This is a genomic window from Sphingobium sp. YR768 (assembly GCF_900111125.1).
In the GTDB taxonomy this organism is placed as follows: domain Bacteria; phylum Pseudomonadota; class Alphaproteobacteria; order Sphingomonadales; family Sphingomonadaceae; genus Sphingobium.
The window spans coordinates 1-23,815 of the sequence record NZ_FOGE01000007.1; the positions used below are offsets into that span (position 1 = coordinate 1).

At 60.7% G+C, this 23,815-nt stretch carries 29 protein-coding genes and 1 pseudogene; 26 read left to right on the forward strand and 4 right to left on the reverse strand.

All coding sequences use genetic code 11. The annotated features are described in order from the left end of the window. The 9 genes from BMX92_RS10340 to BMX92_RS27940 form a co-directional block, all read left to right on the forward strand. Positions 1 to 339, forward strand: a 339-nt coding sequence (locus BMX92_RS10340; protein WP_143066759.1) for a transposase, incomplete at its 5' end; no start/stop codon positions are given. Between the two features lie 881 nt (positions 340 to 1,220). Beyond that, positions 1,221 to 1,652, forward strand: coding sequence for a helix-turn-helix domain-containing protein (locus BMX92_RS10350; RefSeq protein WP_177184988.1), 432 nt, complete (start codon positions 1,221 to 1,223; stop codon positions 1,650 to 1,652). A gap of 26 nt (positions 1,653 to 1,678) precedes the next feature. Continuing rightward, complete coding sequence (locus BMX92_RS10355) at positions 1,679 to 2,014, forward strand: hypothetical protein (RefSeq protein WP_093016412.1); 336 nt, start codon at positions 1,679 to 1,681, stop codon at positions 2,012 to 2,014. A gap of 37 nt (positions 2,015 to 2,051) precedes the next feature. Continuing rightward, entirely contained in the window at positions 2,052 to 2,573 is a 522-nt protein-coding gene (locus BMX92_RS10360) for a hypothetical protein (RefSeq protein WP_177184989.1), read from the forward strand. A gap of 62 nt (positions 2,574 to 2,635) precedes the next feature. Next, a complete protein-coding gene (locus BMX92_RS10365; RefSeq protein ID WP_143066761.1) occupies positions 2,636 to 2,959 on the forward strand; it encodes a MarR family transcriptional regulator in 324 nt (107 codons plus the stop codon). Positions 2,960 to 3,354: 395 nt separating this feature from the next. Then, on the forward strand, positions 3,355 to 3,945 hold the full coding sequence (locus BMX92_RS10370) for a DNA -binding domain-containing protein (RefSeq protein ID WP_093016097.1): 591 nt from the start codon (positions 3,355 to 3,357) through the stop codon (positions 3,943 to 3,945). A 195-nt stretch (positions 3,946 to 4,140) separates the two neighbouring features. After that, on the forward strand, positions 4,141 to 4,374 hold the full coding sequence (locus tag BMX92_RS10375; RefSeq protein WP_093016100.1) for a hypothetical protein: 234 nt from the start codon (positions 4,141 to 4,143) through the stop codon (positions 4,372 to 4,374). 425 nt (positions 4,375 to 4,799) lie between these two features. After that, the gene (locus tag BMX92_RS27935) at positions 4,800 to 5,291 is read left to right on the forward strand and encodes an AAA family ATPase (protein ID WP_256213363.1); all 492 of its coding nucleotides are present in this window, start codon (positions 4,800 to 4,802) and stop codon (positions 5,289 to 5,291) included. A gap of 168 nt (positions 5,292 to 5,459) precedes the next feature. Further along, positions 5,460 to 5,918, forward strand: a complete 459-nt coding sequence (locus BMX92_RS27940) for a hypothetical protein (protein WP_256213364.1) — start codon at positions 5,460 to 5,462, stop codon at positions 5,916 to 5,918. Between the two features lie 316 nt (positions 5,919 to 6,234). Here the strand turns inward: BMX92_RS27940 and BMX92_RS10385 are convergent, their stop codons facing one another. Then, complete coding sequence (locus tag BMX92_RS10385) at positions 6,235 to 6,882, reverse strand: TetR/AcrR family transcriptional regulator (RefSeq protein ID WP_177184990.1); 648 nt, start codon at positions 6,880 to 6,882, stop codon at positions 6,235 to 6,237. 214 nt (positions 6,883 to 7,096) lie between these two features. Between BMX92_RS10385 and BMX92_RS10390 the strand changes: the two genes are divergently transcribed. The 8 genes from BMX92_RS10390 (at position 7,097) to BMX92_RS10425 (ending at position 14,237) form a co-directional block, all read left to right on the forward strand. Next, positions 7,097 to 8,173 carry a lipocalin-like domain-containing protein gene (locus tag BMX92_RS10390; RefSeq protein ID WP_177184991.1) on the forward strand — a complete coding sequence of 359 codons (1,077 nt, stop codon included), beginning with the start codon at positions 7,097 to 7,099 and terminating at the stop codon, positions 8,171 to 8,173. A gap of 51 nt (positions 8,174 to 8,224) precedes the next feature. After that, positions 8,225 to 9,286, forward strand: coding sequence for a lipocalin-like domain-containing protein (locus tag BMX92_RS10395; protein ID WP_093016109.1), 1,062 nt, complete (start codon positions 8,225 to 8,227; stop codon positions 9,284 to 9,286). Positions 9,287 to 9,628: 342 nt separating this feature from the next. Continuing rightward, the gene (locus tag BMX92_RS10400) at positions 9,629 to 10,528 is read left to right on the forward strand and encodes a LysR family transcriptional regulator (protein ID WP_177184992.1); all 900 of its coding nucleotides are present in this window, start codon (positions 9,629 to 9,631) and stop codon (positions 10,526 to 10,528) included. Positions 10,529 to 10,989: 461 nt separating this feature from the next. After that, a complete protein-coding gene (blh, locus tag BMX92_RS10405; protein ID WP_093016414.1) occupies positions 10,990 to 12,285 on the forward strand; it encodes a bifunctional sulfur transferase/dioxygenase Blh in 1,296 nt (431 codons plus the stop codon). Further along, the gene (gene bigR, locus BMX92_RS10410; protein WP_093016116.1) at positions 12,279 to 12,620 is read left to right on the forward strand and encodes a sulfite-sensing transcriptional repressor BigR; all 342 of its coding nucleotides are present in this window, start codon (positions 12,279 to 12,281) and stop codon (positions 12,618 to 12,620) included. The genes blh and bigR overlap by 7 nt, the downstream gene beginning before the upstream one ends. Then, on the forward strand, positions 12,617 to 13,024 hold the full coding sequence (locus BMX92_RS10415; RefSeq protein WP_093016119.1) for a YeeE/YedE family protein: 408 nt from the start codon (positions 12,617 to 12,619) through the stop codon (positions 13,022 to 13,024). Before bigR ends, BMX92_RS10415 begins: the two co-directional genes overlap by 4 nt. After that, positions 13,021 to 13,461, forward strand: coding sequence for a YeeE/YedE family protein (locus BMX92_RS10420; RefSeq protein ID WP_093016122.1), 441 nt, complete (start codon positions 13,021 to 13,023; stop codon positions 13,459 to 13,461). Before BMX92_RS10415 ends, BMX92_RS10420 begins: the two co-directional genes overlap by 4 nt. Beyond that, positions 13,458 to 14,237 (forward strand): sulfite exporter TauE/SafE family protein, encoded by a 780-nt coding sequence (locus BMX92_RS10425; RefSeq protein ID WP_218145757.1) that lies wholly within the window; start codon positions 13,458 to 13,460, stop codon positions 14,235 to 14,237. Before BMX92_RS10420 ends, BMX92_RS10425 begins: the two co-directional genes overlap by 4 nt. Positions 14,238 to 14,537: 300 nt before the next feature. Here BMX92_RS10425 and BMX92_RS27685 read toward each other — a convergent pair whose 3' ends face one another. Together BMX92_RS27685 and BMX92_RS27690 are read right to left on the reverse strand one after the other, a co-directional pair. After that, positions 14,538 to 15,014, reverse strand: coding sequence for a transposase (locus BMX92_RS27685; protein WP_093016125.1), 477 nt, complete (start codon positions 15,012 to 15,014; stop codon positions 14,538 to 14,540). Further along, the gene (locus tag BMX92_RS27690; RefSeq protein ID WP_093016128.1) at positions 14,896 to 15,471 is read right to left on the reverse strand and encodes a transposase; all 576 of its coding nucleotides are present in this window, start codon (positions 15,469 to 15,471) and stop codon (positions 14,896 to 14,898) included. Before BMX92_RS27690 ends, BMX92_RS27685 begins: the two co-directional genes overlap by 119 nt. 48 nt (positions 15,472 to 15,519) lie before the next feature. Here BMX92_RS27690 and BMX92_RS27945 point away from each other — a divergent pair. Further along, a pseudogene (locus BMX92_RS27945) lies at positions 15,520 to 15,972 on the forward strand (recombinase family protein); the annotation flags it as partial. A 548-nt stretch (positions 15,973 to 16,520) separates the two neighbouring features. Here the strand turns inward: BMX92_RS27945 and BMX92_RS10445 are convergent. Then, positions 16,521 to 17,015 (reverse strand): MucR family transcriptional regulator, encoded by a 495-nt coding sequence (locus BMX92_RS10445; protein ID WP_093016131.1) that lies wholly within the window; start codon positions 17,013 to 17,015, stop codon positions 16,521 to 16,523. A gap of 907 nt (positions 17,016 to 17,922) precedes the next feature. On the opposite strand from BMX92_RS10445, the gene BMX92_RS10450 reads away from it, so the two are divergent. From BMX92_RS10450 to BMX92_RS27960, 8 genes are all read left to right on the forward strand, one after another. Next, positions 17,923 to 18,333, forward strand: coding sequence for a DUF736 family protein (locus BMX92_RS10450; RefSeq protein WP_177184993.1), 411 nt, complete (start codon positions 17,923 to 17,925; stop codon positions 18,331 to 18,333). A 63-nt stretch (positions 18,334 to 18,396) separates the two neighbouring features. Further along, positions 18,397 to 19,377 carry an ArdC family protein gene (locus BMX92_RS10455; protein ID WP_093016137.1) on the forward strand — a complete coding sequence of 327 codons (981 nt, stop codon included), beginning with the start codon at positions 18,397 to 18,399 and terminating at the stop codon, positions 19,375 to 19,377. A 199-nt stretch (positions 19,378 to 19,576) separates the two neighbouring features. Beyond that, entirely contained in the window at positions 19,577 to 20,719 is a 1,143-nt protein-coding gene (locus tag BMX92_RS27950) for a ParB/RepB/Spo0J family partition protein (protein WP_256213365.1), read from the forward strand. A 3-nt stretch (positions 20,720 to 20,722) separates the two neighbouring features. Then, a complete protein-coding gene (locus BMX92_RS27955) occupies positions 20,723 to 21,430 on the forward strand; it encodes a hypothetical protein (RefSeq protein ID WP_256213366.1) in 708 nt (235 codons plus the stop codon). Positions 21,431 to 21,940: 510 nt separating this feature from the next. Then, positions 21,941 to 22,171: a helix-turn-helix domain-containing protein gene (locus BMX92_RS10465; protein ID WP_093016139.1), complete on the forward strand. Its 231-nt coding sequence runs from the start codon at positions 21,941 to 21,943 to the stop codon at positions 22,169 to 22,171. Then, complete coding sequence (locus BMX92_RS10470; RefSeq protein ID WP_093016142.1) at positions 22,164 to 22,763, forward strand: S26 family signal peptidase; 600 nt, start codon at positions 22,164 to 22,166, stop codon at positions 22,761 to 22,763. The genes BMX92_RS10465 and BMX92_RS10470 overlap by 8 nt, the downstream gene beginning before the upstream one ends. Then, complete coding sequence (locus BMX92_RS10475; protein ID WP_093016145.1) at positions 22,751 to 23,437, forward strand: lytic transglycosylase domain-containing protein; 687 nt, start codon at positions 22,751 to 22,753, stop codon at positions 23,435 to 23,437. The genes BMX92_RS10470 and BMX92_RS10475 overlap by 13 nt, the downstream gene beginning before the upstream one ends. A gap of 169 nt (positions 23,438 to 23,606) precedes the next feature. Further along, positions 23,607 to 23,735, forward strand: a complete 129-nt coding sequence (locus BMX92_RS27960; protein ID WP_256213367.1) for a hypothetical protein — start codon at positions 23,607 to 23,609, stop codon at positions 23,733 to 23,735. Positions 23,736 to 23,815 lie beyond the last annotated feature (80 nt).

Here is a 23,815-nt window from a genome sequence, read left to right on the forward strand (position 1 = left end):
GCCGACATCTCCGATAGCGCCGGCGCCCAGACCATCGTCACTGCGATCCGCAAACGCTGGCCGTGGCTCAAGCACCTCTTTGCCGACGGCGCCTATGATCGCACCCGCCTCATGGACGCCGCAGCCTATCGCGACTTCGTTCTCGAGATCGTCCGCCGGACCGACCAGGAGCCTGGATTCAAGGTTCTGCCTAGAAGCTGGGTGGTCGAGCGCACCTTCGGCTGGATGACGAGATGGAAGCGCCTCGTCCGAGACTATGAGAAGCGGATCGACGTCGCCGAGGCCATGATACACGTCGCCCTCGGAAGCCTCATGCTGCGCAGGATTGTCCATCCCTGACCATTCTCAAACGGACTCTCAGAGGCTATCAACACTTTCGGCCTTGGCACCCTTCTATGCAAGACCTAGCCTGAAAGGCAAAGTCCGGCTGATTAATTTGGATGAAGAAAACCACCAGTCGACAAATATCAATGCGATGTTGGCTATCTTCCGATCAGCTTCTGCTTAATCCTTTCGCATGTTTTCGCGGCTTCCCTGTGTCGCATACCGTCGCGCCGATATGGACATATCGAAAGCCGAGAGAACGCCTTTTAAAGCCGCCTATGCTTTTCCGCCTCGTTGATTATTGTGCGTCGTTCTTCAGCGGCGCGCGCCATCTTTTCCCACCGTTCGGCTGATCGTTCGCGCTGCTGGCGGCGGCGGGGGAGATTTTCCTTGCAGGCGGCAGCCCTTTCATCGGCGGCATGCTGATAATAGATGTTTGCGGCGCTCAAATCTCAATCTCACATCCACTCACCGTTGGCCCTGAAAGGGTGAGGGGGACGTCGGCGGCGATGGGTTCCACCGATCGTACAGCTACCAAGCGCAACACCGCCCGCAGAACAACCACCAACGCTTCAAATCCGCTCGCCACAGGCTAGTGTTGTCTATGCTCGTCCACATTTGCCCAAGGCCTTAGATCACTCGGCATCCCCGTTATGGCTCAGTTTTAAGGAAAAAACGAGCGGCCAAGGTCCATTTTACCCACCTGCCGCAAATCGGGCAGGATCGCTCCGACCAAGGGCTTGATAGAGCCGGCGTCTTCTTATGCACAAGGCGCGAAAACCTCCCGTCAGGTTCGCGAACGCCATCTCCGACTCGCCTCGCTGCAAGTCTTGGATATATATAGGTTCAAGTGCGGCATGTTCAGGAGGGGACGGAGCGCGATCGCGGAGGCGTGCATGGAGGACGACACCCTATTTGAGAGACTGAGCGACCGCCAAAGGGTCTATCTCAGGCTTGTCTTCGACCTTTGCACGTCCGCTGAAATCGCTTACAGAACAGGTGGTTCGACGGCGACGATCGATAAACAGCTCAACCTCGCCTGCAAAAAGATCGGTGTCGCCAGCCGGATTGATGCGGCGCGCCGGTTCCATGATTATGAAGAGCGGGTACAATTTTTCGACCCCGGGGGTAAAATTAATTCTCCTTCCCAATCAGATGGTTCGGCTTTCTCTTGGCCCCTGCCGAGCAAGGCAAGGCCGTTGAATATGTTGACGCGGCAGCAGATACTGGCGTGGATGGCGATCGTCGCGATCATCACCCCGGCAGGCATCACGGTTGGGGCGATGGTCATCGTCACGATCGGTCTTCTTCTCGGCGCTTATCCATGATGGGCTATGATGCCCGAGGAGATGATATGAACGATCTGTCAAAGTCGAGTCGCCTGGCAGCAAGCGATCTGCGCTGTGCCGAACATTCGATCCAGAAGGCGACGCGCGACGCCGCGCAGTTTCTGGTCACCACGCTTGAACTCAATGAGACGCATGGATTGTCGCCGACATTCGCGCAGGCAACGGTCAGGGCTACCATCGGCGCCTTGTCCGCCCTCGCCGAAAGCCAACATCAATTGGGTTTTCGCGCGCATGTCGCCATCGAGAAGGCCGGACGCGCGCTCGGCCTCACCGTCACCGACTGGGGCGTAGGGGATCCTAAACCCGCGGTTGTGATCGACCGGGAGCGATCTGCGGCTTGAGGATGCATGTCTTGGAAGAAGGGCTATCGTCTGTCTCATGACGATCTACCTTCTCCTCGCCATCGCCTATGACGTCACTCTGGTGGCGGTCTGCCTCTATACCATCATAAGAGGCGGCCGCCCGGAACGGTGGGGCGCCGCGATCAATTTCACCGGTTCCGCCTTGTCAAGCGTGATCCGCCTGCTGGGTCTTGCGAGCTGGGCGCCCGCTGAGATAGCCGTGCTTATTATCGATCTGGGCGTGGCCATGGGCTTCTATCATCTCGCTGCTACGACAAGCCGGTTTTGGCCGATCTGGGCGGCGGGCTTCGCGCTCGCCAACCTGTTCGCTAGCATTGCCGGCACGTTCCTACCGGACAGCACGTTGCTCGCCTATGCAAGCGGACAGGGCCTCTATGCCTATGGTGCCCTTTTCGTCCTTGCTATTGGCACCGCCCGGCTGCCCGCTAATGCCGACGATATCACACGATCGGGAGTAAGGCCGCCATGTCAGGCGCGGACGAACATGACCGGATCAGCGTCAGAATTGACCTTCCCAGACGCTTCGTCGAAGCCGTGATCCTCGCCTCCAGCCGGGAGGCGCGGGACAGGCCCAGGGACCGGGAGCGGCTGGCGCGCATCATGCTGAGGAGTCGTGAGCGCCGGAAGCACAGCTTTCCTTCGGTCACCTTCGGAGAACCCGGCTGGGACATGATCCTCCAACTCTATGTCGCCTATTGCGCGGGAGAGGTCATAGACGTCTCCGGGCTGTGCGGCTGCACCGGCGTGTCGAAGACCACCGCGCTGCGCCATCTCGACCGGCTTGCAGCGCAGCAACTGGTCGAGCGGCTGGACGATAGCGCGGACGGGCGACGGATATTCGTGCAACCGAGCAAGACGCTGTTGGAACAAACGGAACAATGGCTCGATGCGGCAAGTCTGTCCCTCGATATCGAGTCTTCCTGACGATGGCTATGGCGGAGCGCACAGATGAGCCCTTTGCGGATAAACCGGCGCGCAAGGCCGTCCTGCCCATACTTTCTTTACCGTGTAGGACCGGCGTTCGCAGCCCCATAGCGGCACTTCATTTGGATATTGGCGCGATGCATGCCCCGAGTTCGGGCGACGAAGAGCGATGACGCGATCTATTGCCCGGCGACCTTGGCCGCTTGACCGTTATGGCGACGCCGGCAACGCGCGATCATGGATCGATCGCGCGGAAATCGATGCCCTGTTCGCAATCCGGCACGGCCAAGCTTTGAGGCAGGAGGCCTCGATCGTCGAGCGCCATATTCTCCGGACCGAACCGCCGGTCATGCTGCTGGTTCGGGGCGAGGCCCGTCCGCCGCCGGCTCAAACCGATGTCTCGCGATTTTGTGGGCAGACCGTCTGCGGCCGATCCCTTGCTCACCATCTTCTGGCCGGCATCCAGCGATCCATCGGTCTTGCCCGTCCGCGCGGCATCGGCTCATCAGACCGATTCCGATGCGTTGGATCTGCTCGATTTACCAATCGCCGCCTCCGTGCTGCGCGATGCGCGACATCGCGAACATGTGGTCATTGCCGACGGTCCGCGCCATATCCGTCTCGAAGCGCGCGGTGTCAGCCTTCTCGACGGGCCGGTGCGATTGACCTATGATCTTGCCGATTTCCGAAAGCTCCGCGCGAGGCTTCATACGCTCAGTCGACTGGAGGCGCTGGTCCGCCTGCGACGCTTGCCGGCCGGGCTCTACGGTCGCGATACCCTGGCCGCTCGATGGCTACAGGCGCTTGCGGCCTGGGAGATGAAGCAGGCTGGCGCCTCCCAGATCGAGATCGCCATCGCCCTGTTCGGTGCGGCACAGATTGATGAGGACAGCATGGATCGGATGCGCAAGCGTGTGGCACGGTTGATCGCACTTGCAAAGAGACGGATGAACGTCGCCTATGGTGGGCAGATTGCCGTGATGTAACGTTTGGATAGCATGGGACGAAGCTTTTTGGCTGTTGCTGTCACGGTGTCTGCGTCGGCGTGATATATCGATTGCCGGACACAAAACGGCCATAGCTGCCAAACCGAGCGGATTGCGGCGCCGTTAGACGATCCGCATATGGTGTGACGGCGGTGACTGAAACCTCTTTCCAAGCCAATGACGAAAGGACGGCAGATGCGAGACGAACTTTTTGCGATGACGACGGCTCTGGCGACGGTATTCAAGGAACTGGGCGAAATGCTGGAGCAGGCGGGCGTCATGCCGCTGGAGACCTATTCGGAAAAATTCACCGCCATGGCCGTGAACTCCCAGGAGAGCGGGGAGGACCAGAGCCGTTATCTGGCGATCTGGGCCTATACGCTCCTTGATACCGTGCGTAACCGGCCGAGCGAACCGTCTCTCAACTGACCTTGGTCCATCTTTGCATCCTGGATCGGCCTCAATCGGTGGAGCGCTGATCTCGTCCGGGCGCAGATGAGGTGGCAAGGCTTTAGGCCCCGCTGCGCCGCTCCAGCCCGTGAACGCGGCTCTCTCGGACAATGCCGGGAAGCGCGGCACAGGTCGACGAGGGGGCGGTCGCCATTTGCGGGTTTGGTTGGGGCAATATAGTCGGCGCAGAACTCGATGCGCGCCGGGCCGCGCCCGACGATGATGAGCACTACGTCTACGCTATAGCCCTCTAAAGCCGCATTCCGTCGACTACGAACAAAATGGCGGCCGTTGGGAGAGTTACGTCGCGCGCGCCTCGACACGGCGTGTGACGTGCCGTTGATTTCGCGGTAATCGTGAAGCAGGCAAAAAAAATAAAAACGCTTGGCGTCAGGGGGGCTGCTTTGAAGATTTACGCCGTATCGATCGAGAATTTCCGGGGCATCCGATCTGCGAAGCTCGTGCTACCTGACCATGCTGTCCTCATCGGTGACAACAACACGGGCAAATCCTCTGTTCTGGAAGCGATAGATCTTGCACTTGGGCCGGATAGACTGAGCCGCCGCCCTCCGGTCGATGAGCATGATTTTTTCGAGGGCAAGTATCTTCCCGTGGCCGCTGCCGCCCAGGAGGGAGCCGTACCCGATGAGGCTGAAGAGGCAAACCTCGCCGAAGCCCCCAAGATCACCGTCGAAGTCATAATCATCGGCCTGTCGGAAGAGCAGGAGGCCAGGTTCGGCGGCAATATCGAGTGGCTCAATGTCGAAACCGGCGTTTTCTTCACCGAAGCCAACCCGGCGGGTGTCGATGCCGCAAACATCAAGGCGGCGCTGCGCGTGACCTTCATCGGCGCCTACGATTCCGATGAGGACGATTTCGTCGGCAACACCTTCTAGTCGCGCAGCCTGACGGAGGCGGACAAGCCCGAGCCGTTCTCCAAGAAGGATAAACAGCATTGCGGCTTCCTGTTCCTTCGCTCCCTGCGCACCGGCTCTCGGGCGCTGAGCCTTGAGCACGGCAGCCTTCTCGACATCATCCTGCGGCTGAAAGAAATTCGGCCGCAGATGTGGGAAGGCACGATCGGCACGCTCGCCGCCTTCGACGTGGCAAGCGACCCCGCGATTGAGATTTCCGGCGTACTCGACAGCATCGACAAGTCGCTGAAAAAATGTGTTCCGCGCGAATGGGGTGTGAAGCCGCACCTAAAGGTGTCGAACCTCACGCGTGAGCATCTGCGCAAGGTCGTGACCGCCTTCATCGCCACCGGCGATGGCGATCACGCCGCGCCCTTCTATCGCCAGGGCACCGGCACGATCAATATGTTGGTCCTAGCAATGCTATCGCAGATCGCTGAGGATACACAGCATGACAAAGTTCACGACCGTGGCATCGACCACCCAGATCGTCGCCTGGGCGACCGTAACGGGCGCAACATGATATTTTGCGAACGTCTCTTGCCGCTCGTATTTGATTGCGTCGTAAAGTGCGTGAACTTCAAAGAGGTTGAATCCCGCAATGCCTAGACATACCACTTGAAACGGCCATTATTTTCACTCGACGAACCACTCATGGAACAGGTCAACGAATAGAAAGTCGTAAGCCAAGTAGAAAGTATGCATGTACACCGGAAACGGTGAGCGTTTTTCCCGCCGCGTAATCACAAAGCAATAGATGTACTGAATGAAACCAAACACCATCGCCAGCACCGTCAGCGGAATCATCTGCTCGGGATAATCGATAAATTTCTGGATTATTTCGTCGGCGGCGTCATGTTCGGTAAGCGCTTCATCAAGGACATGTCGGCCTGATAATCAACCGTCCGTCCCACACAGAAAAATGCTAACTATCTCCCAAGAGGCCATGCAATAAGAGACTAATGCCCTCGCGAACGCGGCCCTCTGTGTCTTCAGTCAATCTACCCGGCATCAAGACCAGAACGCTATCTCGCACATAAGGCGCAATCACCAGATCCCAAAGTTGCTTTGCGCCACGGCTCGCCAGGTCACGCCCACCCTCTGGCACCGCGAGCGTCTCCTCCAGGATGGATAGTAAATAGAGTTCGCCCTGATGGCGTGCCATTTGGACGCCTTGCGTCAACTCGGGAAAGCGGATCGCTTCTGATAGCACCAGCCTTTCCATCGCGATGACATCTGGTTTAAGCACGATCTCCAGGATGCGGATACATCCGTCGTAAAGCTGTTCGTTCACAGGGCGTTTGTCGGCTTTGCTAAGTTTCAGGCGACCGAGCGTATTGTCTGAATAGGTCAAAACAACTTGCCGGAAAAGATCGGCCTTCGAGGGAAATCGACTGTAGAGGCTTCGTTTCGCCACGCCGGAGTCGACCGAGATTTCCTCCATAGCCGTATCGCTGTATCCCTTATCTAGGAACGAGCGCGTCGCCGCGTGAACAATACGGCTGGTGAGTTCAAGGGAGCCGGCGGCTGTGGGGCGTCCGCCCCGTTTCATTTTGTCTTTTTCTTTTGTCATATCTTTGCTCCGCGCTCTCAAAGCCATGTGAACTGCCTCTTCCAAGGCTGGAGGCAGAGAAAGGAAATGCTTTAACGCACCTTTGCCGTTGCATAAAGGGGTTGACGCGAAATCCCATTAATGCAACGATCGCGTTGAGTTATGAGGTTTTGTGTCGCCATTTCGATCAATGCCGCGCCCGTATGATTTCCGGCTCGAAAGAAGGAGCGCGTCATTGTCAAAAGCATTCAGTCCCCTGACGTTCGATGTCCGCAGTCCCGTGGTTCGATCGGCTCGCGAGGAGTGGAAACCCCATGCCCGCATGTCCGAAAAATCGTACGAATGGTGGTATGTCACCGTCTATGCCTACGACAGCTCTGGTCGTAGCTACTTCCTGTTCTTCGATCTCGTAAACTATCCGGGCGACGGCTGGCAAAAGCGGTTCGGCCACGAGCCCGTCGACGGCCATCGCTTTGTGCATATCGTCGGGATGGTCAGCGACTACGAACGGCAGGATTTTCGCCAGCTCTATGAATTCGGCTATCTGCCCGATACCAGTCTATGGTCTGAAGAAGAGCATGCCGTCAAAGCAGACGTAGGCAAGGCCAAAGCCCACTGGTCCTACGGTGAGCAACACATGGATCTCCGCGCCGAGTTCAACGATGTCCATCTGCGCCTGCGCTTCGACAACACCAATGAAGTCGTCTGGCATCAGGACAAACTGGGCGTTGAGGGCATGATTCAGCAGGGCGCGGAGGATGATTTCAGCTTTTATTATTCGCTGATGCGCGCGCCGACATCCGGCCGGTTGTCACTCAAGGATGCTAACGGGTCATGGCGCCATCTGCAGATCAGCGGCTCGTCCTGGATCGATCGCCAATGGGGTGATTTCTATTCTCTCACCTGGGAATGGACGTCATTCCGGTTCGACAATGGCGCTCGTCTGCACCTCTATAACTTTTACAACGGCCATCAGGAAGGCGTTTACCTGACTGCCGACGGGGAGGTCCGCCGCTTCGATACCGCCATCGTTCGGCAGAACGGCTATGCCAAGGCCCCAAAGATCAGAACCTGGGTGTCGTGGGGCTGGAGCTATGAGTTCCCTATCGAGATCGAAGGCTCGCGCTTCTTTACGGTCGAACCGTACAGCGCGAAGGAATTCCTCGAGGTCCCAGAGATCGATTACGCGCTCTATGAAGGTGCCGGTCGCTTGATCGACGAGCGCACCCGCGAACTGGTCGGTGTCTCGGTCAATGAATCCGCCGACATCCGCAAGATGGAAAACGGCCCGTATGGCGCGCGTCAGCGGTGACGCGGCATACGTCACAGTTCATCCAATATAACTGCCTGAAAGGAAGATGATATGAGCAACGAAAAAGGACGCCTGCTCGGCGACAAGGAAAGCTACGTCAAGCTTGGTATCGATTCTGCGGTTCGCGAACCCTGGGAAGACGGACTGCGCCTGACTAAACCGTTTAAGCCTGGCGAATGGGAATGGTGGTACTGCGACGCTCATTTCACCAACGGCTATTTTTGTGTTACGTCCTTCCATTTGGAGACAGATGCGCACGGCAGGGTTACGCCGTTCCTCAACGTAAATATCACCAAGGACAATGCGGTGATCTGCGACCTGAAGGGTGTGCAGATTGATGAATACTCGGCGTCAGAAGGCGGTTGCGACGTCACGTTCGGGAAGAACCTGTTCCGCAGCCTCGATGGGCTGAAGCGCTATCATGTGTTTGTTCACCCGGATTCCACGGGCGGCTTCGGGCTGGACCTGTGCTTCGACAGCACCGTCCCGGCCTACCGGCCGGGTACTGGCCGCTGGGACGCGGGCGGACGGCATTTCTCGTGGTTCTGCGCGGTGCCGGGTGCGAGCGTCGTGGGGCAACTCTCGATAAAGGGCGACAGTATTGAGGTCGAGGGCGACGGCTATCACGACCATAACTGGGGCAATGTTCCCATGGACGAGATCCTCAGCGACTGGCTGTGGGGCCGCGCCGAGGTCGGTGACATTACTGTTGTCTCCGCATCCGTCCGTTTCCGCCCTGAAGTGGGCGGAGATGAGGCCCCACTGCTTTATGCGGCGCGCGGTCAAGAGGTTCTGATCGATGCCTTCAACGACGCGGTCGTGTGCCTTGAGGGTGTGAAGGTGCCGCAGCCCGTCACCGGCAAGAGGACGAGCAGCGACTGCATTTTCATTGCGCAGACCGACAGGCTCAAGGCGTCCGTCCGTTTCGACGGCCAGCGCACGGTCATCGCGTCCTTCCAGTGGGCCAACAGTTCTCCCGAGTGGGAGACCTGGTATACGCGCTTCCCGGCAAAGGTGACGATCGACATCCAGGACCGGGACGGGACCCGCATCCTCGCCGCCGATTCCGGCCCGCTGGAAAATATGGACTTCTTCGGCCGCAGGCTGGCTTGAGTACGTTGAGGAGAACCTCTGCGGGCAGCAGATCGTCGTTAGATATTGTTTACATCTCGACTCGTTCAAAGAGGTTCTCGGGGTTTCTCCTGTTGGTCGCTCCTCATCCTATGGGATATCAGATATATCCATGCGCCGACACCCAATCTTGCATCTCTGTATATTCATCTGATTATCCGAACTTCAGTCTTGCATGACCCCATCATTGGCAAGGCAAATGCAATCCTTTGAATCGAGATAAGCCAACAATTTCCATTTAAGATATCGGTAGATATGCGACGACAAACCAAAAACACGCAAGAAACAAAAAAGCGTGATTCGCTTCTTTGTAGTCGAATACCAATGACTTCATTGATTCAGTCTTTAGCCGTTGCCGAATATCTTAGCTTCCAACGGGCCGCTCTCGCGCTTGGCACCAGCCAGTCAAGTGTTAGCACACGGATCAAGGTGCTGGAAATTGACCTTGGAGTCACCCTCTTCGACCGCAACACGCGCGGCGTCCGGGTGACGGAAGCCGGGCGGTGTTTTGTCGATCAGGTTCGTGACGCCATGGATATCCTGGACCGTGCAATAAAAACGGTTGGCATGCAGGCGCGCGTCGAAGAGGGCGAGCTTCGGATCGACGTCCATGCCCTTACGTCAGGCAGCTTCCTCGACCGCCTGCTGGATCAGTTCCACGGCAAGCACCCGAACGTCCGCCTGCATATCACCGAAGGAGCAGCGCGCGATGCGCAGTTCATGGTGCGGGAAGGAAAGCTCGATGTCGCCTTCATGGCTTGCACCCACGAAATCCCCGACCTCTATTCCCGCGCTACTTGGCGCGACCGTCTGATGGTGGCCTTACCAGCCCGGCATTCATTGGCAGTCAGGCAGGATGTCGAATGGCGGCAGCTTTCGACAGAGACCTTCCTTGTCCGTCACGGTGGCACCGGCCCGCAGGTTCATGATCTGATCGTGGCGCGCTCCGCCGGGAAATGGCCTGTGCCGACGATCCTGCGTGTCGATGTCGGGCGCACCGCGCTCTTGTCAATAATTGCAGCCGGTCACGGCATCTCGCTTTTCGTCGAGGAAGGCGCTACGGTAGATACCGCGAATATCACCTTCCTACCGATCTGTGACGAGCCTAAAGCCATCGCCTTTTCAGCCGTCTGGTCGCCACGAAATCGCGATCCCGCAGGTTTGAAGCTGCTCGACCTGGCGGCTAACATAAGCGACCCATACCCTAAATCTGATTCGCAGTAGTTCACTGCGGACGGTGTTGGAATAGTGCCGCGGCCACCCATCCTACACTCCGCCGATAGTGTCCGGCAGTCCTACAGCCGCAAATTTACTGTACTCCACTGTGAATTTCCCATTCTCTGATCCTGCGCATGTCTCGTAGTAGCTGACATAGTTCGCCAAATTGACGCCATGTGTTGATCCTGGAGATCGGTGATCTGTTGAGCGGACAGAACGCATTGCTCTGCCGGTCGGTAGAGAAAGGTCGCCGACGCAGAGCATCAGCGCCTCCTGAGAGCCTCCTGTATGGCGGACGCTCGCGATTACGACATATGCATGAGGTCGGCCGCACTTCCTTCGGCCCGTTGCAGCCGCCGCCGGGGACGAAGGAAGCAGGCGTCTCTTTGCCCACTTTAACACCTCTTGATCAATCCTAAATATACATTATATATAAATATATAATGATGTTTTCAGGAGCGATCATGATGCCTGTTGTAAAGATCACGGACACTCTCTCGGTGTCCGGACAGCCTGAACCCGCCGCCTTCCGCGACTTCGCCGAAGAAGGCTTTTCTGTTGTCGTGAATGCCAGACCGGACGGCGAAGACCCCGGCCAGCCCGGCAATATGGCCGAGGCCGCCGCCGCGCGTACGGCCGGCCTTGGCTATGCCTTCATCCCGGTCACCGGTCCAGGCATCGCCGAGGCGGATATCCGCGCATTCCAGAAAGCCCTGTCGGACGCAGGCGGGCCGGTGCTTGCCCACTGCAAGAGCGGGATGCGCGCCTTGACGCTCCACGCGCTCGGCGAAGTCCTCGACGGGCGGATGAGGCGCGAAGACGTGGAGAGCTTCGGCAAACGCTTCGGCTTCGATCTTTCCGGCGCGGTTCGCTGGCTGGAGCGCGAGGATGCGCGCAAGCCCGATGTGAAAGGTTTCTACGACGCCCGCACCGGCAGCATCCAGTATGTCGTCAGCGATCCTGCGACCAAGGCCTGCGCCATCATCGACCCCGTTCTCGATTTCGACGAGAAGTCTGGCGCGACTGCAACAGCCAATGCCGACGCAATCCTCGACCATGTAAACGCCAACGGGCTGAGGGTTGAATGGATACTCGACACCCATCCCCATGCCGACCATTTCTCGGCCGCCTTCTATCTCAAGCAGAGGACCGGCGCGCCGACGGCCATCGGCGCCCATGTGGTCGACGTGCAGCGGCTATGGAAAGGTATCTACAACCTGCCGGAATTCGTAGCCGACGGCTCTCAATGGGACCAACTGTTCGAAGACGGCGACACGTTCAAAATCGGCGGGCTCGAAGGTCGCGTGATGTTCTCGCCCGGCCACACGCTCGCCTCCATAACCTTTGTCGTAGGTGATGCCGCCTTCGTGCATGACACCCTGTTCATGCCGGATTCCGGCACCGCCCGCGCCGATTTTCCCGGCGGCAGCGCGCGGGCGCTGTGGACCTCGATCCAGCGCATCCTCGCCTTGCCGGACGAGACGCGTTTGTTCACCGGCCACGACTACCCGCCGGAAGGGCGAAACGCGAAATGGGAAAGCACGGTCGGCGACCAGAAGCGCGCCAACCCGCATATCACCCGCAGGAGCGAGGCGGATTTCGTCCGGGTCCGTGAGGCACGGGACAAGACACTACCGATGCCCAAGCTGATCCTCCACGCTTTGCAGGTGAACATGTGCGGCGGACGCCTGCCGGAACTGCAGGATAACGGCTGCCGATACCTCAAATTTCCGCTCGATGCGCTGGAGGGGGCGGCATGGTGACGGAGGCGCGGTCAATACGTGCGGCGGTGCCGCCGGAAGAGATGGCAATCAGGGCTGGCGAGGTCGCGTTGCTGCTGAAGGTGCTGGCGCATCCGGTCCGGCTGATGCTCGCCTGCGCGCTGGCCGAGGGTGAATATTCGGTCGGTGCGCTGGAGGAAAAGCTCGGTATCCATCAGCCCACGCTTTCCCAGCAACTCGGCATCCTGCGTGAGGCGGCCGTCGTCGAGACGCGGCGCGAGGCCAAGAAGATCTTCTATCGTCTGACGGAAGAAAAGGCGGCTCAACTTATTCAGGCGCTCTATGCCATCTTCTGCCAGCCCGAGGATCAGGCATGACCGTCTATGTGCTCCCACTTCTCGGCGGTATGCTGCTCGGCCTGTCGGCGGTCCTGCTTCTTATCGTCAACGGCCGGATCGCCGGAATTAGCGGTATCGTCGGCGGTCTTCTCGCGGGCCGCAATACGGCGGCCAGCGCGGCTTTCGTCATCGGCCTTCTCACCGGTCCGCTCCTTTATGCCAAAGCCTTCGGACATCTCCCGGCCATAGCGGTCTCCACCTCCTGGCCGGCTGTCCTTCCTGCCGGCCTGCTGGTGGGTATCGGCACGCGCATGGGCTCCGGTTGCACGTCCGGCCACGGCATCCTCGGCCTTGCCCGCTTCTCAAAGCGCTCGCTCGCGGGGACGGTCACCTTTCTGATCTCCGGAATGATAGCTGCGACTATCGTGGGAGCATTCAGATGAACCTCACTGCCGCAGCGCGACTTGCCGTCGCTCTTGTCGCGGGCGCAATCTTTGGATTCGGCCTGTCGCTATCGGGAATGGTCGATCCCGCGCGCGTCCTCGGCTTCCTCGATATCGCGAGCGGGCATTGGGACCCGAGCCTGATATTCGTGCTCGGTGGCGCGGTCCTCGTTGCCGTGCCGGGCGTGATGATTCAACGACGGATGGCAAAGCCGGCGCTCGACCGGCGGTTCCATTTGACCGAGAAGACCGCCATCGACGCTCCGCTCCTGTTCGGATCGGCCGTCTTTGGCATCGGCTGGGGGCTCACCGGTTTCTGCCCCGGTCCGGCCGTCTCGGCACTTGCAACGGGATTGCTTCCCGTCATCCTGTTCGTCGCCGCGATGGCGGCCGGCATGGTCCTGCACGACCGATTGCCGGCAAGGCGCCGGCGATGATGGCCGCCTCCATCCTTGCGGCGATCGGCTCTGGTGGTCTCGTCGGCTTCACGCTTGGACTGATCGGCGGTGGCGGATCGATCCTCGCCACGCCGCTGCTTCTCTATGTGGTCGGCGTCGCTAATCCGCATATCGCGATCGGAACGGGCGCGCTTGCCGTCTCGATCAATGCCTATGCCAATCTCGCCCTGCATGCCCGCAAAGGGCATGTATGGTGGCGTTGCGCCATCGTCTTCTCACTGGTCGGGACAGTGGGCGCGATGCTGGGCTCCAGCCTTGGGCTTCTCGTCGATGGTCAGAACCTGCTGTTCCTGTTCGGGCTGGTGATGGCTGCGGTGGGATTGCTGACGCTGCGCCCACGCCGCGACATGCGGGCAGAGCCGCGTCGCGTCGACGTACGCATGTGCGTCGTCACCGCCGCGACCGCCATCGCTGCGGGCGCGGCATCCGGTTTCTTCGGCATCGGCGGCGGGGTTCTGATCGTACCGGCATTGATCTTCGCCACCGGGATGCCGACGATCAGCGCCGTCGGGTCCTCCTTGCTGGCCGTTGGAACCTTCGGCCTGGCGACAGCACTCACCTATGCGAGAACCGGCATGGTCGACTGGCCGCTGGCAGGCGAGTTCATCCTGGGCGGCGTCATCGGTGGCGTGTTTGGCATGCTCACGGCAACCCGGCTTTCGACGAGCAAAACGGCCTTGAACCGGATTTTCGCTGCGCTGGTGCTGGTCGTCGCAATTTACATCATCCTTAGAAACGTGCCGAGTCTTTCGTAGTGGAAGGGGCCTTTAACCATGCCAATCGGCTATCCGAAAAGTGGCTCACGAGTTGGCGGTTCGGAGGGTTGCAACACGTTTAAAGTGACTATCAGCTTCGGACTGCTGGAAAGCGGTGTGGCGCCATGCGAACGTTCAGAGAAAATTGAGTAATAGCCTGTTTGCAGAAGCTTTGCTGGGCAATGATATTATGAGACCTGTGCGCGGGTGGGCGTAGGTCACTGAAACATTTTGTTTCTATCAATTTCGGGTCACGATTGGGCCAGATCGCCGTCGGTTTGATCAGAGCGGTGGCGCCCTTCATGCTTGGGCCGCGAGAATGTTCATGGAGCGCTTGAGGTTGTAGGCGATGGCGGTGAGGTGGACCTGGACGGCGGCTTTGGCGAGACCTCGCCATCGCATTCGCCGCAAGCCGGAGCAGCGCTTCCATGTCCCAAAGATCTTCTCGATCCGGCCCCTCACCCTATGGATCGGTTGGTTCCATTCTTTGAGTCTGCGCAGCGTTTCCTGTTCGTCGCGGCCCCACATGCCGGTGGCCACGATCCGCGGTACTCCACCCTTTGCGCGCACGGCATCACGAAAGTGAGTGCCGCGATAGGCACTGTCGGCAAACACCTCGCCGGGATTGTCGGGCAGCGCTTCGGGGCCTGCTCTGCCGTCATTGACATTGGCAGATGTGATCGACACTTCCTCGACCAGCGCCGTATCGGCATCTGCCCCAACATGGGCCTTGAAGCCGTGAACGGCTCGCTTTCCCTTGTGCTTGACCCAGCGCATCTCCATCGCCCTCGCTGGCGGAGGTAATGATGGTCGCATCGACCAGCGTGCCTGCCTTGACCGTTACTGCCTTGGATGTGAGCTGCGCTGTCACAGTCGTGAACAGCAGTGGATCCAGCTTATGGGTGACCAGTTCCTTGCGAAAGCGCACGAATGCTGTCCGTTCGGGTGTCGCTTCTGTTCCCGAAAACCCACAGAAGCGACGGAAGGAGGCTCGATCGTCGAGCGCTTCGGCCAGCTTCACGTCAGACAGGTCGTACCAGATCGAAAGAAGTAGCGCCTTGAACATTGCGAGCGGCGGCCAGGCGGGCTCACCCTTGGCGGCCGAATAAAGCGGTTCAAGTAGCGAAGCGACGGGGCCCCAATCGATCAGCTTGCCAAGCTCGTCGAGCGACGATGCTGGCCGCGCCCGCCCAGCGATACCGAACCGCTCCTGACCAATCGAACGATGCGCCACGTTAGGCCCTCCTCTTTAGAAAGCCCATAGAATCAGCAATTAAAGCCAATGTCTACGTCCACCCGCGCACAGGTCTCCAATGCCCGTCGCATCTTCACCCGCGACGGCGGGCGCTGGGGCATCGGGCAGCTTCACCGCATCCTGACACGCCGCACCTATATCGGCGAGCACGAGTTCAACAAACGGTCTAAGACAAAGGAACTGAAGCCGATCAGCGAGGTCGTCACGGTGCCCGTGCCGCCGCTGATCGATCTTGAGACCTTCGACGCGGTGCAGGCGCATCTTAAGGCCCGCAATCCCAAGGTTACGCCGCCGCGGGTAGTCAGCGGCCCGACCTTGCTGACGGGTATCTGCTTCTGCGAGAAGTGCGGGGGAGCCATGACCATCCGCACCGGCAAGGGCGGGCGCTATCGCTACTATACCTGCTCGATCAAGGCGCGGCAGGGCGAGACCGGCTGCTCGGGCCGCTCCATCCCGATGGAGAAGCTCGACACCATCGTCGCCGGCCATATCGAGGATCGGTTGCTTCAGCCCGATCGGCTGGAGGAGGTGCTGGCCTCGGTCCTCGACCGTCGACACGAACGCGCCGAGCGTCGGCAGGACCATATCGCCGAGTTGAATCGCCGGGCGGCCGAGACCGACCTGCGGCTCAAGCGCCTCTATGACGCGATCGAATCAGGCGTTGCCGATATTACCGACCCGGCACTGAAAGACCGTATCGCCGGGCTGAAGTCGCTCCGCGACCAGGCGCAGGTCGATGCCGAGCGGGCGCAAGCTACGCTCGAAAGCTCCGGCAATCAGGCGGTGACGCCCGCCACTGTGCGCCGTTTCGCCGAGGTGGCGCGCCAGCGCATCAGGCTCGACGGGGGCGGTTATCGGCGGGATCACCTGCGCGCGTTCGCGCAGCGGGTCGAGGTCGGCGAAGCTGAAGTTCGCATCATGGGATCTAAAGGAGAGCTACTCCGCACGCTCACCGCCGTTTCCGGAGGGAAATCGGCGGCAATCGGCGTGCCCAGCTTGGGACTGAAATGGCGGGGCAATGCGCCCGACTATCCTGGCTGGTCAGATGTCGCCTTCTTGTTCCGGGGTTTGCGCGTCGGTGTCGGCGCTTGTGCTGCCGCTTCGTTCGCGGCGGCAGGTCTCGGCCGGCGCCCAAGGCCGATAGCCTTGGCGAGCGTACGCCGCTGCTGGGCATAGGCGGCGGCTACCATCGGATAATCCTTCGGCAGGTCGAACGCCTCCCGGTAGGTTTCGGGGGTATAGCCGTTGAGCGACAGATGCCGCTTGAGCATCTTGTAGGCTTTGCCGTCAATCATGCTGATGAGGTGGTCGGGCTTGATCGACGCCCGGATGGATACGGCGCCCTTGGGCTTTTCTTCCTCTTGCGCTGCAGGTGCGCTTAAGGCGTTCAATGCTCCATAGACATTCTCAATCAGGCCAGCGACATCGGCGGTCGATACACTGTTGTGGCTGACATGCGCGGATACGATATCGGCGGTAAGGGTGATCAGCAATTCGGTTTCAGCGGCCACGAGTGTCTCCATGTTGAAGTCCCTCATATGAGCGGTGCAGGCAAGGTGCCATCCCTATTGTATTTGTCTTTTCCTCCGAACAGGTCGGCACGCATAGGGGAAATGGTCTCCGGGGAGGGGCTGTCATGCTGCTCTCTGTTTCCATGCTGGGCCGCTATTGCTGGCGTGAGGCAGGGCCGTGGCGATGTTGGCCTTTGGGCGCCTCCGGCCGTTGGCCGGATCGCGCTCTGCTCCGCCGCCTGTGGGCGGCGCCGTCGAGCCGGTTGCGCCGTCTCGATCCTGGCGGACGACGATCGCTGGCGCAGGACTTGGCAGGTTGGACGGCGTGTTCGGGCAGGCGGCGCGCTGGCCGATAGGACCGGATTGACAGCTACGCTAAAGAATCGCGCCAACGCGCGATGCGGTATCTTGGAGCCGGTGATCCCATCGCGCCCTGCGCCGTCTCCCAGTGTCCCTGGCGTGCCGCACCGATTTTCAGCGGCAAGAATTGCGTCGGAAGGAAGCTTCGCTAGGCGAAATCAGGCCGACTTACTGTCGGTCGCCAGCGGCTGCGCCGGCCCGATTTCACCAAGCTGCGCATAGGCCTTCCTCCCGTGCTTCTTGCCGCCAAGACATCGGCACGGCCCTTGGGACCCTGCGAGGACGGCTCCGGGTGCGATGGGATCGGAGGACGGCTCCGCTCCCGATTCCTGTCGAGGCAGGATCGGCCGCGTCTCGCGGCCGATGCGTTTTCGTTCTTTGCTGGGCCGCTGGTCGCGGCCCCTGATGGACGCTCGGACTCACCGGGTACGATGGGTTTTCTGTCAAGAAAACAATGCATTATCGCGAGGTCCTACAATACTGTATAAGTATAACGATCAGAGGGAATGGTGAAATTCCCATGATAAGACAGTCAAATTGCAATATTGGAGCCATTATCATGAATATTGGAGAACTTTTTCGCAACGATGCAGGCATCGTCACCGGTTATATCGCCGAGGCCGACTTTGACTTCGACGCCATCTTTCTTGAAGAGGTCGCATCGGACAATCCCCGCGCCCCGCTTTTCAACATGATGACCAAGAGCCCGCGTGGGCGCGACGTGCGTCTGGGATCGATCTGGGAACGCGCCGCCAAGGAGACCGGCGAAGTCTATTTCCGCGGTTATATCGATACCGCCAAGTCCGGCTTCGTACCGATCCGCCTCTTCCGCTCGCGCCAGAATGAGGGCGTATGGAATGTCGTACGCCAGACACCTCGGCGGCGGCGCAGGGAGGCAGAGGATATCCGCCTGCCCGAACAGGGGGAACCGGGCGCAAGCGGCTATCACTTCGCCGACGATAGCAACTGATACGCTCCGGGGGAGCGCCATGCTCCCCCGCCTTTCTCCACATCGCAAGAAGGAGCCTTTGCCATGACGAAGGAAGCTGCGCGTCGCGCGCGCGGTGGCGATCCGCCGCGTCCTCGCGACATCTACGCCGAAACGACCGCTAAGATCATCGCCGGGCTTGAGCAAGGTTTTGCGCCTTGGGTGCAACCATGGGATTCAAGCGTTTGCGCGGGACCGGGCCTTCCGGTCAATGCGCTGACCCGCCGTCGCTACTCCGGCATGAACATTCTCTTCTTATGGGGCGCGGCGATCGCGGGCGGCTTTGCGTCCCAAAGCTGGCTCACGTTCAAGCAGGCGATCGAGGCGGGCGGTCATGTCCGCAAGGGCGAAAAGGGCACGACCGTTGTCTTTGCCGACCGTTTCATTCCCGAAGCGGAGAAGGCGCGCGCCGCGCAAACCGGTGAGGACGCCCGCGCGATTCCCTTCCTCAAAACCTATACTTTGTTCAATCTCGCGCAGTGCGAGGGCTTGCGCTCCGGCCTGACCGAGGGGCCGGTGCCGATGCCAACACGCGAGATCATCCCCCATGCCGAGGCGCTGATCGTGGCGACGGGCGCGGATTTTCGTATCAGCGGCGACAAGGCCTATTATGCGCCGGGACCGGACTATATTCAGGTGCCGCCGCAGCCTGCCTTCCGTGAACAGGTCAACTATTACCGGACCTGCTTCCACGAACTCGGGCATTGGAGCGGAGCAAAGAAGAGGCTGGACCGTGATTTGTCGGGCGGCTTTGGCAGCAACGCCTACGCCCGCGAAGAACTCGTTGCCGAAATGTCCAGCGCCTTCATCTGCGCGGCGCTCGGCATCGTCCCGACTGTTCGTCACGAGGATTATATAGCAGCGTGGATCGCGCTTTTAAAGGAGGATCATCGCGCGATCTTCCGGGCCGCAAGCCATGCCAGCAAGGCCGCTGACTATATCCTCGCCTTCGATCCCCGCGAGGCGAATAGCGATGCACTGGATGGGACGCTGACCGCCGAGACGCGGCGAGGGGTGGCGGCATGATGCTTCTCACCCCCGAAATCCGCATAGGCTTGGTCGCGACCGCCGCGCGGGCGCGGGCATCTCGTAACCCCGGCCTACCGAAATTCCGCCCACATCGGACGGATGAGCGCGCTGCTCTATTCGGCGCATGTATCCGACCCGCTCACCCTCCTACGCCAGATGATAAGCGGGCCGGTTCACCCTCAAGGAGTGAAATGTCATGAAACTCGCACATTATGATTCGCACAAGCTCAGCCTGTCTAAAACCAACATGCGGCACAGCCGCAAGCGGCCCGATGTCTCCGACATCCTGCCCTCCATCAAGGCGCGTGGCGTCCTCGTCCCGCTCATCGTGCGCCCCATTCTTGGCGGGGCCGAGGACGTGGCGGAGATCGTCGCAGGCTATCGCCGCTGGACCGCCGATGCCCTCGCCCGGAGCGAGGGAATCGACCACGGCCCGCTGCCTTGCGCCATTCTTGAACCGGGTGATGACGCCGCCGCGATCGAGGCGTCATTGCTCGAAAATATCGCGCGGCTGGACCCCGATGAGGTTGCGCAATGGGGCACGTTCGTGCGTCTCACCAAGGAGGGACGCACCATCGAACAGATCGGGCAGACCTTCGGTCTTACCGATCTTTATGTCCGCCGCATCCTCGCCTTGGGCAATCTCCATCCCCGCATCCGCGAAGTGTATCGCGCAGGCGAAATCGATGCGCGAGCGGCCCGCCATCTGACGCTTGCCAGCAAGACGCAGCAAAAGGACTGGCTTGCGCTACTCGATGATGCGGACAGCTACGCGCCCACGGGAAGTCATTTGCGGGCATGGCTGCTGGGCGGCGCGGCGATTTCCACCAGGGCCGCGCTGTTCCCGCTCGACGACTATAAGGGGCGGATCGTCACCGACCTGTTCGGTGAGAATGGCTATTTCGCCGACGCGGACGCGTTCTGGGCGATGCAAAATGAGGCCATCGCCGCGAAGATCGACGCCTACCGGGCAGAGGGTTGGTGTGACGTGGAACTGCTCGAACCCGGCGATCATTTCCATAGCTATGAATATGAAAAGACCCCCAAGACCAAGGGTGGCAAGATATTCGTGAGCCTTCGGCATAATGGCGAGGTCGAGTTTCACGAAGGCTGGCTGTCAGGCAAGGAAGCGCGCAAGGCGCGTGCGCAGACGGCCCAAGCTGCCGGGACCGAAGGCGATAGCGAGGCCGCTAGGACCGGTCGTCCCGAGACGACGAGCGTCCTGCAACGCTATGTCGATCTGCATCGCCATGCTGCCGTGCGTGCCGTCCTCCTTGACTTTCCCGGTGTCGCGCTACGCCTGATGGTGGCCCATGCCATCGCCGGATCGACGCTCTAGACGGTGCGGACCGCAGACCAGCGCAGCGGCAGGACCGAGACTGACGAAAGCCTCGAAACCAGCAGCGCCGAAACCCTCTTCGACGCCCGCCGACGCGAGGCGCTTTGCCTGCTCGACTTCTCGCCGGAGGCGCTGACCGTCGCAGGCGGCAATGACAGGGAGGAGGGTATCGCCACTATCTTCGCCCGGCTGGCGAAGCTGGACGAGGACGCCGTCTTCTCCATTCTCGCTGTCGTCATGGGTGAGACGCTGGCCATCGACAGCGTGTTGGTCGATCTGCTCGGCCTCTGGCTCAAGGTCGATATGGCGGCGCTCTGGCAGGCGGATGACGCCTTTTTCGAGCCGCTGCGCGACCGCAAGATCGTGAATGCCATGCTGCGTGAAGTTGCGGGCAAGAAGGTCGCTGACGCCAATCTCACCGAGAAGGTGAAGACGCAAAAGGCGATCATCCGCGATCATCTTGGCGGCACCAACGACCGGACAAAAGTGGAGGGCTGGGTGCCCAAATGGCTCGCCTTTCCGCCCGCCACCTATGCCGGACGGCCCTTGCCGACACTCGATCGGCACAAGTCGGTCGCGGCGCTGGGGAAGCGGCTGCCCGCCTGTCCGCGTCCGGCACAGCCACTCGCAGCCAATGCCCGGCAGCCTGAAAGCCAAGCGGCTCCCGCCCCGGATATCGCAGAACCGGGCTACGCCATAGCGGCGGAATGACCTCCCGGGACCGGCAGCGCAGCCGCCGGTCCCATCCTCATCTGGAAGCATCATGACGCGACGCAAACCCCTCAAAGGCCATTGCTTCGATCCCATTACTTATGGTGCATCAGCCCGCTGCCAATGCGGCTGGCATTGCGCGATCTGGTTCGGTCGGGGCGCGCGGCACCGCCTATGCAAAATGGCATGATTCTCTCGACGGATGCAGCAGGACCATGACCGGCATCCCGGAATGACCGTCAATCTATGAAAAAAATATGCCGCCCGCGTCCCTTTTCAGGAACGCGGGCGGCATATTTCGTCATCGATCGGGATGACGCTCGATACACGGCATCACGCGTTACGTGGTTCCTGGCTAGGTGAAAGCTATGTACCGGCAAGCATGAAATTCATGCCCGTTTCGGCCGGGCTGGCCCTTCCGTCCGTTCCGGGCGGCGTCCTTTCCCTTCATGGTTCTACCAGTTCCCGGGACGCTTTGTTCGCTCCCGGACTCGCAAAGGAGCCACCACCATGGATGGCGACGACAGCCTGCGCGCCCAACAGGCGCGCCGGGCGAGCCCGTTCCTCGACACCAAACAGGCAGCCCATTATCTCGGTTTTCGGCCCAAGACGCTAGCCAATATGCGCTGGCGCGGCATCGGCCCGGCCTTCCGCAAACATGGCCGGTTCGTGCGCTATCATATCGCCGACTTGGACCATTGGTCTTCGCGCCGTCGCGTCGGGGGGCCGGGCGATGCGTAACGGCTCGACAAGACGCGCCGCAAAGGGCAAGCCCGTCCCGCTGCTGGAATGGCAGCCGCCGCTGGCCCGCCAGACCCATATCCGTCGCCGACCAATTCTGATCGTGGGCGGCATCGGCCTCGCCTTGCTCGGCCTCACCGCCACGCTTGATTTTGCGATCCGGCCCGCGCCGCGCTTGATCTGGAATGCCTCGGCCAGTGCGCCCATTGGCCTTTGGCGGGTCCATCCCGGCGCGCGCGTCCGCACCGGCGACATGGTGCTGGCATGGATGCCCGATGGCGTTCGTGGGCTCGCCGCGCAGCGCCGCTATCTGCCCGTCAATGTGCCGCTGTTGAAGCGCGTTGCGGCACGGGACGGCGACGAGATTTGCGCACTGGGGCGCAACCTCTACGTCAACGGCCAGCCGCTTGCCGTCCGCCGCGCGGTGGATCGCCATGGCCGCCCATTGCCTTGGTGGAGCGGCTGCATCGCCTTGCGCGACAATCATCTGCTGTTGCTGATGGACGCCGCCGATTCCTTCGACGGGCGCTATTTCGGGCCGATCAGCGAGGATGCGGTGATCGGCAAGGCGGTGCCGCTATGGCTACGCTGACCCCCATCACTGCGCTGATGCTGGTGGTCGCGCTGATGCTCGCTGTGCCGGTCGCCGCATCCGCTTCCGCAGCGGAAAGCCCGGTCGAGATCGCCCCGGCCGTCGAACGCTGGCGGCCCTATATTGTCGAAGCGTCGCGGCGGTTCGGGGTGCCGCAAGCATGGATCGCCACCGTCATGCACACCGAAAGCCGGGGGCAGACGCACCGCACTGGCCGTCTCATCACCAGCCATGCGGGCGCGATGGGCCTTATGCAGCTTATGCCCGGCACATGGGACGCCATGCGCCGCAAGCATGATCTTGGTTCCCATCCGCACGATCCGCGCGACAATATCTTGGCGGGCGCGGCCTATCTCCGCGAGATGCACGACCGGTTCGGATATCCCGGCCTGTTCGCCGCCTATAATGCGGGACCGGCCCGCTATGCCGAGCATTTACGGACGGGCAGACCGCTTGCCCACGAGACGCGGGACTATCTCGCGCAGCTTGCACGGACCCCGGCAACACCCTCGATGCCGCCCGTCATGCTGTCGGGAACACGGCTGTTCTTCGCCTTGGGCAGCGACATGAACCCCGCTTCGCCATCGTCGGGGGAGGCGACTTCCGTGCCGGAAAAGTCCATGTCGGGCGGTCTTTTCGCGCATCTCGGCGGAGCGCCGGGAGGCGAGCGATGAAGGGCTTCGCGCGTGGGGAGAGGAGGAAATCCGCTCAAGCCATCCCAGTATCCAGCATGGATCGGGCCGCCTCATGCCCGACATCGCCGCTGCCGCGACCGCTTCGCGGTCCTTGACCCGGCCCGCTCCATGCCGGGGCCGCCCTACTGTCTTTCAGGATCAGGAGGCGATGATGACATACGAACAGCATATCGAAGAACTGCGCGCCGAACTTGCGAGCATCAAGGACGCGACGGAATCGCGGCAGATCAGGGCCGAGTTGAAAGCCGCTCTGGCGATGCTGGAACGACCCGGCTGACGGGTGGCGGTGGCGGCGCGGACAGCGCGTCGCCACCGGCCTTTTTCATGTTCGCTCAGGGCGGCGGGGGAAAGAGATCG

What these genes read in the sequence shown, in the direction of transcription:
- BMX92_RS10350 (WP_177184988.1), top strand. Translation starts at nt 1,221, where the DNA reads ATGGAGGACGACACCCTATTTGAGAGACTGAGCGACCGCCAAAGGGTC.
- BMX92_RS10355 (WP_093016412.1), top strand. Translation starts at nt 1,679, where the DNA reads ATGAACGATCTGTCAAAGTCGAGTCGCCTGGCAGCAAGCGATCTGCGC.
- BMX92_RS10360 (WP_177184989.1), top strand. Translation starts at nt 2,052, where the DNA reads ATGACGATCTACCTTCTCCTCGCCATCGCCTATGACGTCACTCTGGTG.
- BMX92_RS10365 (WP_143066761.1), top strand. Translation starts at nt 2,636, where the DNA reads ATGCTGAGGAGTCGTGAGCGCCGGAAGCACAGCTTTCCTTCGGTCACC.
- BMX92_RS10370 (WP_093016097.1), top strand. Translation starts at nt 3,355, where the DNA reads ATGTCTCGCGATTTTGTGGGCAGACCGTCTGCGGCCGATCCCTTGCTC.
- BMX92_RS10375 (WP_093016100.1), top strand. Translation starts at nt 4,141, where the DNA reads ATGCGAGACGAACTTTTTGCGATGACGACGGCTCTGGCGACGGTATTC.
- BMX92_RS27940 (WP_256213364.1), top strand. Translation starts at nt 5,460, where the DNA reads ATGTGGGAAGGCACGATCGGCACGCTCGCCGCCTTCGACGTGGCAAGC.
- BMX92_RS10385 (WP_177184990.1), bottom strand. Translation starts at nt 6,882, where the DNA reads ATGACAAAAGAAAAAGACAAAATGAAACGGGGCGGACGCCCCACAGCC.
- BMX92_RS10395 (WP_093016109.1), top strand. Translation starts at nt 8,225, where the DNA reads ATGAGCAACGAAAAAGGACGCCTGCTCGGCGACAAGGAAAGCTACGTC.
- BMX92_RS10400 (WP_177184992.1), top strand. Translation starts at nt 9,629, where the DNA reads ATGACTTCATTGATTCAGTCTTTAGCCGTTGCCGAATATCTTAGCTTC.
- blh (WP_093016414.1), top strand. Translation starts at nt 10,990, where the DNA reads ATGCCTGTTGTAAAGATCACGGACACTCTCTCGGTGTCCGGACAGCCT.
- bigR (WP_093016116.1), top strand. Translation starts at nt 12,279, where the DNA reads ATGGTGACGGAGGCGCGGTCAATACGTGCGGCGGTGCCGCCGGAAGAG.
- BMX92_RS10415 (WP_093016119.1), top strand. Translation starts at nt 12,617, where the DNA reads ATGACCGTCTATGTGCTCCCACTTCTCGGCGGTATGCTGCTCGGCCTG.
- BMX92_RS10420 (WP_093016122.1), top strand. Translation starts at nt 13,021, where the DNA reads ATGAACCTCACTGCCGCAGCGCGACTTGCCGTCGCTCTTGTCGCGGGC.
- BMX92_RS10425 (WP_218145757.1), top strand. Translation starts at nt 13,458, where the DNA reads ATGATGGCCGCCTCCATCCTTGCGGCGATCGGCTCTGGTGGTCTCGTC.
- BMX92_RS27685 (WP_093016125.1), bottom strand. Translation starts at nt 15,014, where the DNA reads ATGCGCTGGGTCAAGCACAAGGGAAAGCGAGCCGTTCACGGCTTCAAG.
- BMX92_RS10445 (WP_093016131.1), bottom strand. Translation starts at nt 17,015, where the DNA reads ATGGAGACACTCGTGGCCGCTGAAACCGAATTGCTGATCACCCTTACC.
- BMX92_RS10450 (WP_177184993.1), top strand. Translation starts at nt 17,923, where the DNA reads ATGAATATTGGAGAACTTTTTCGCAACGATGCAGGCATCGTCACCGGT.
- BMX92_RS10455 (WP_093016137.1), top strand. Translation starts at nt 18,397, where the DNA reads ATGACGAAGGAAGCTGCGCGTCGCGCGCGCGGTGGCGATCCGCCGCGT.
- BMX92_RS27950 (WP_256213365.1), top strand. Translation starts at nt 19,577, where the DNA reads ATGAAACTCGCACATTATGATTCGCACAAGCTCAGCCTGTCTAAAACC.
- BMX92_RS10465 (WP_093016139.1), top strand. Translation starts at nt 21,941, where the DNA reads ATGGATGGCGACGACAGCCTGCGCGCCCAACAGGCGCGCCGGGCGAGC.
- BMX92_RS10470 (WP_093016142.1), top strand. Translation starts at nt 22,164, where the DNA reads ATGCGTAACGGCTCGACAAGACGCGCCGCAAAGGGCAAGCCCGTCCCG.
- BMX92_RS10475 (WP_093016145.1), top strand. Translation starts at nt 22,751, where the DNA reads ATGGCTACGCTGACCCCCATCACTGCGCTGATGCTGGTGGTCGCGCTG.
- BMX92_RS27960 (WP_256213367.1), top strand. Translation starts at nt 23,607, where the DNA reads ATGATGACATACGAACAGCATATCGAAGAACTGCGCGCCGAACTTGCG.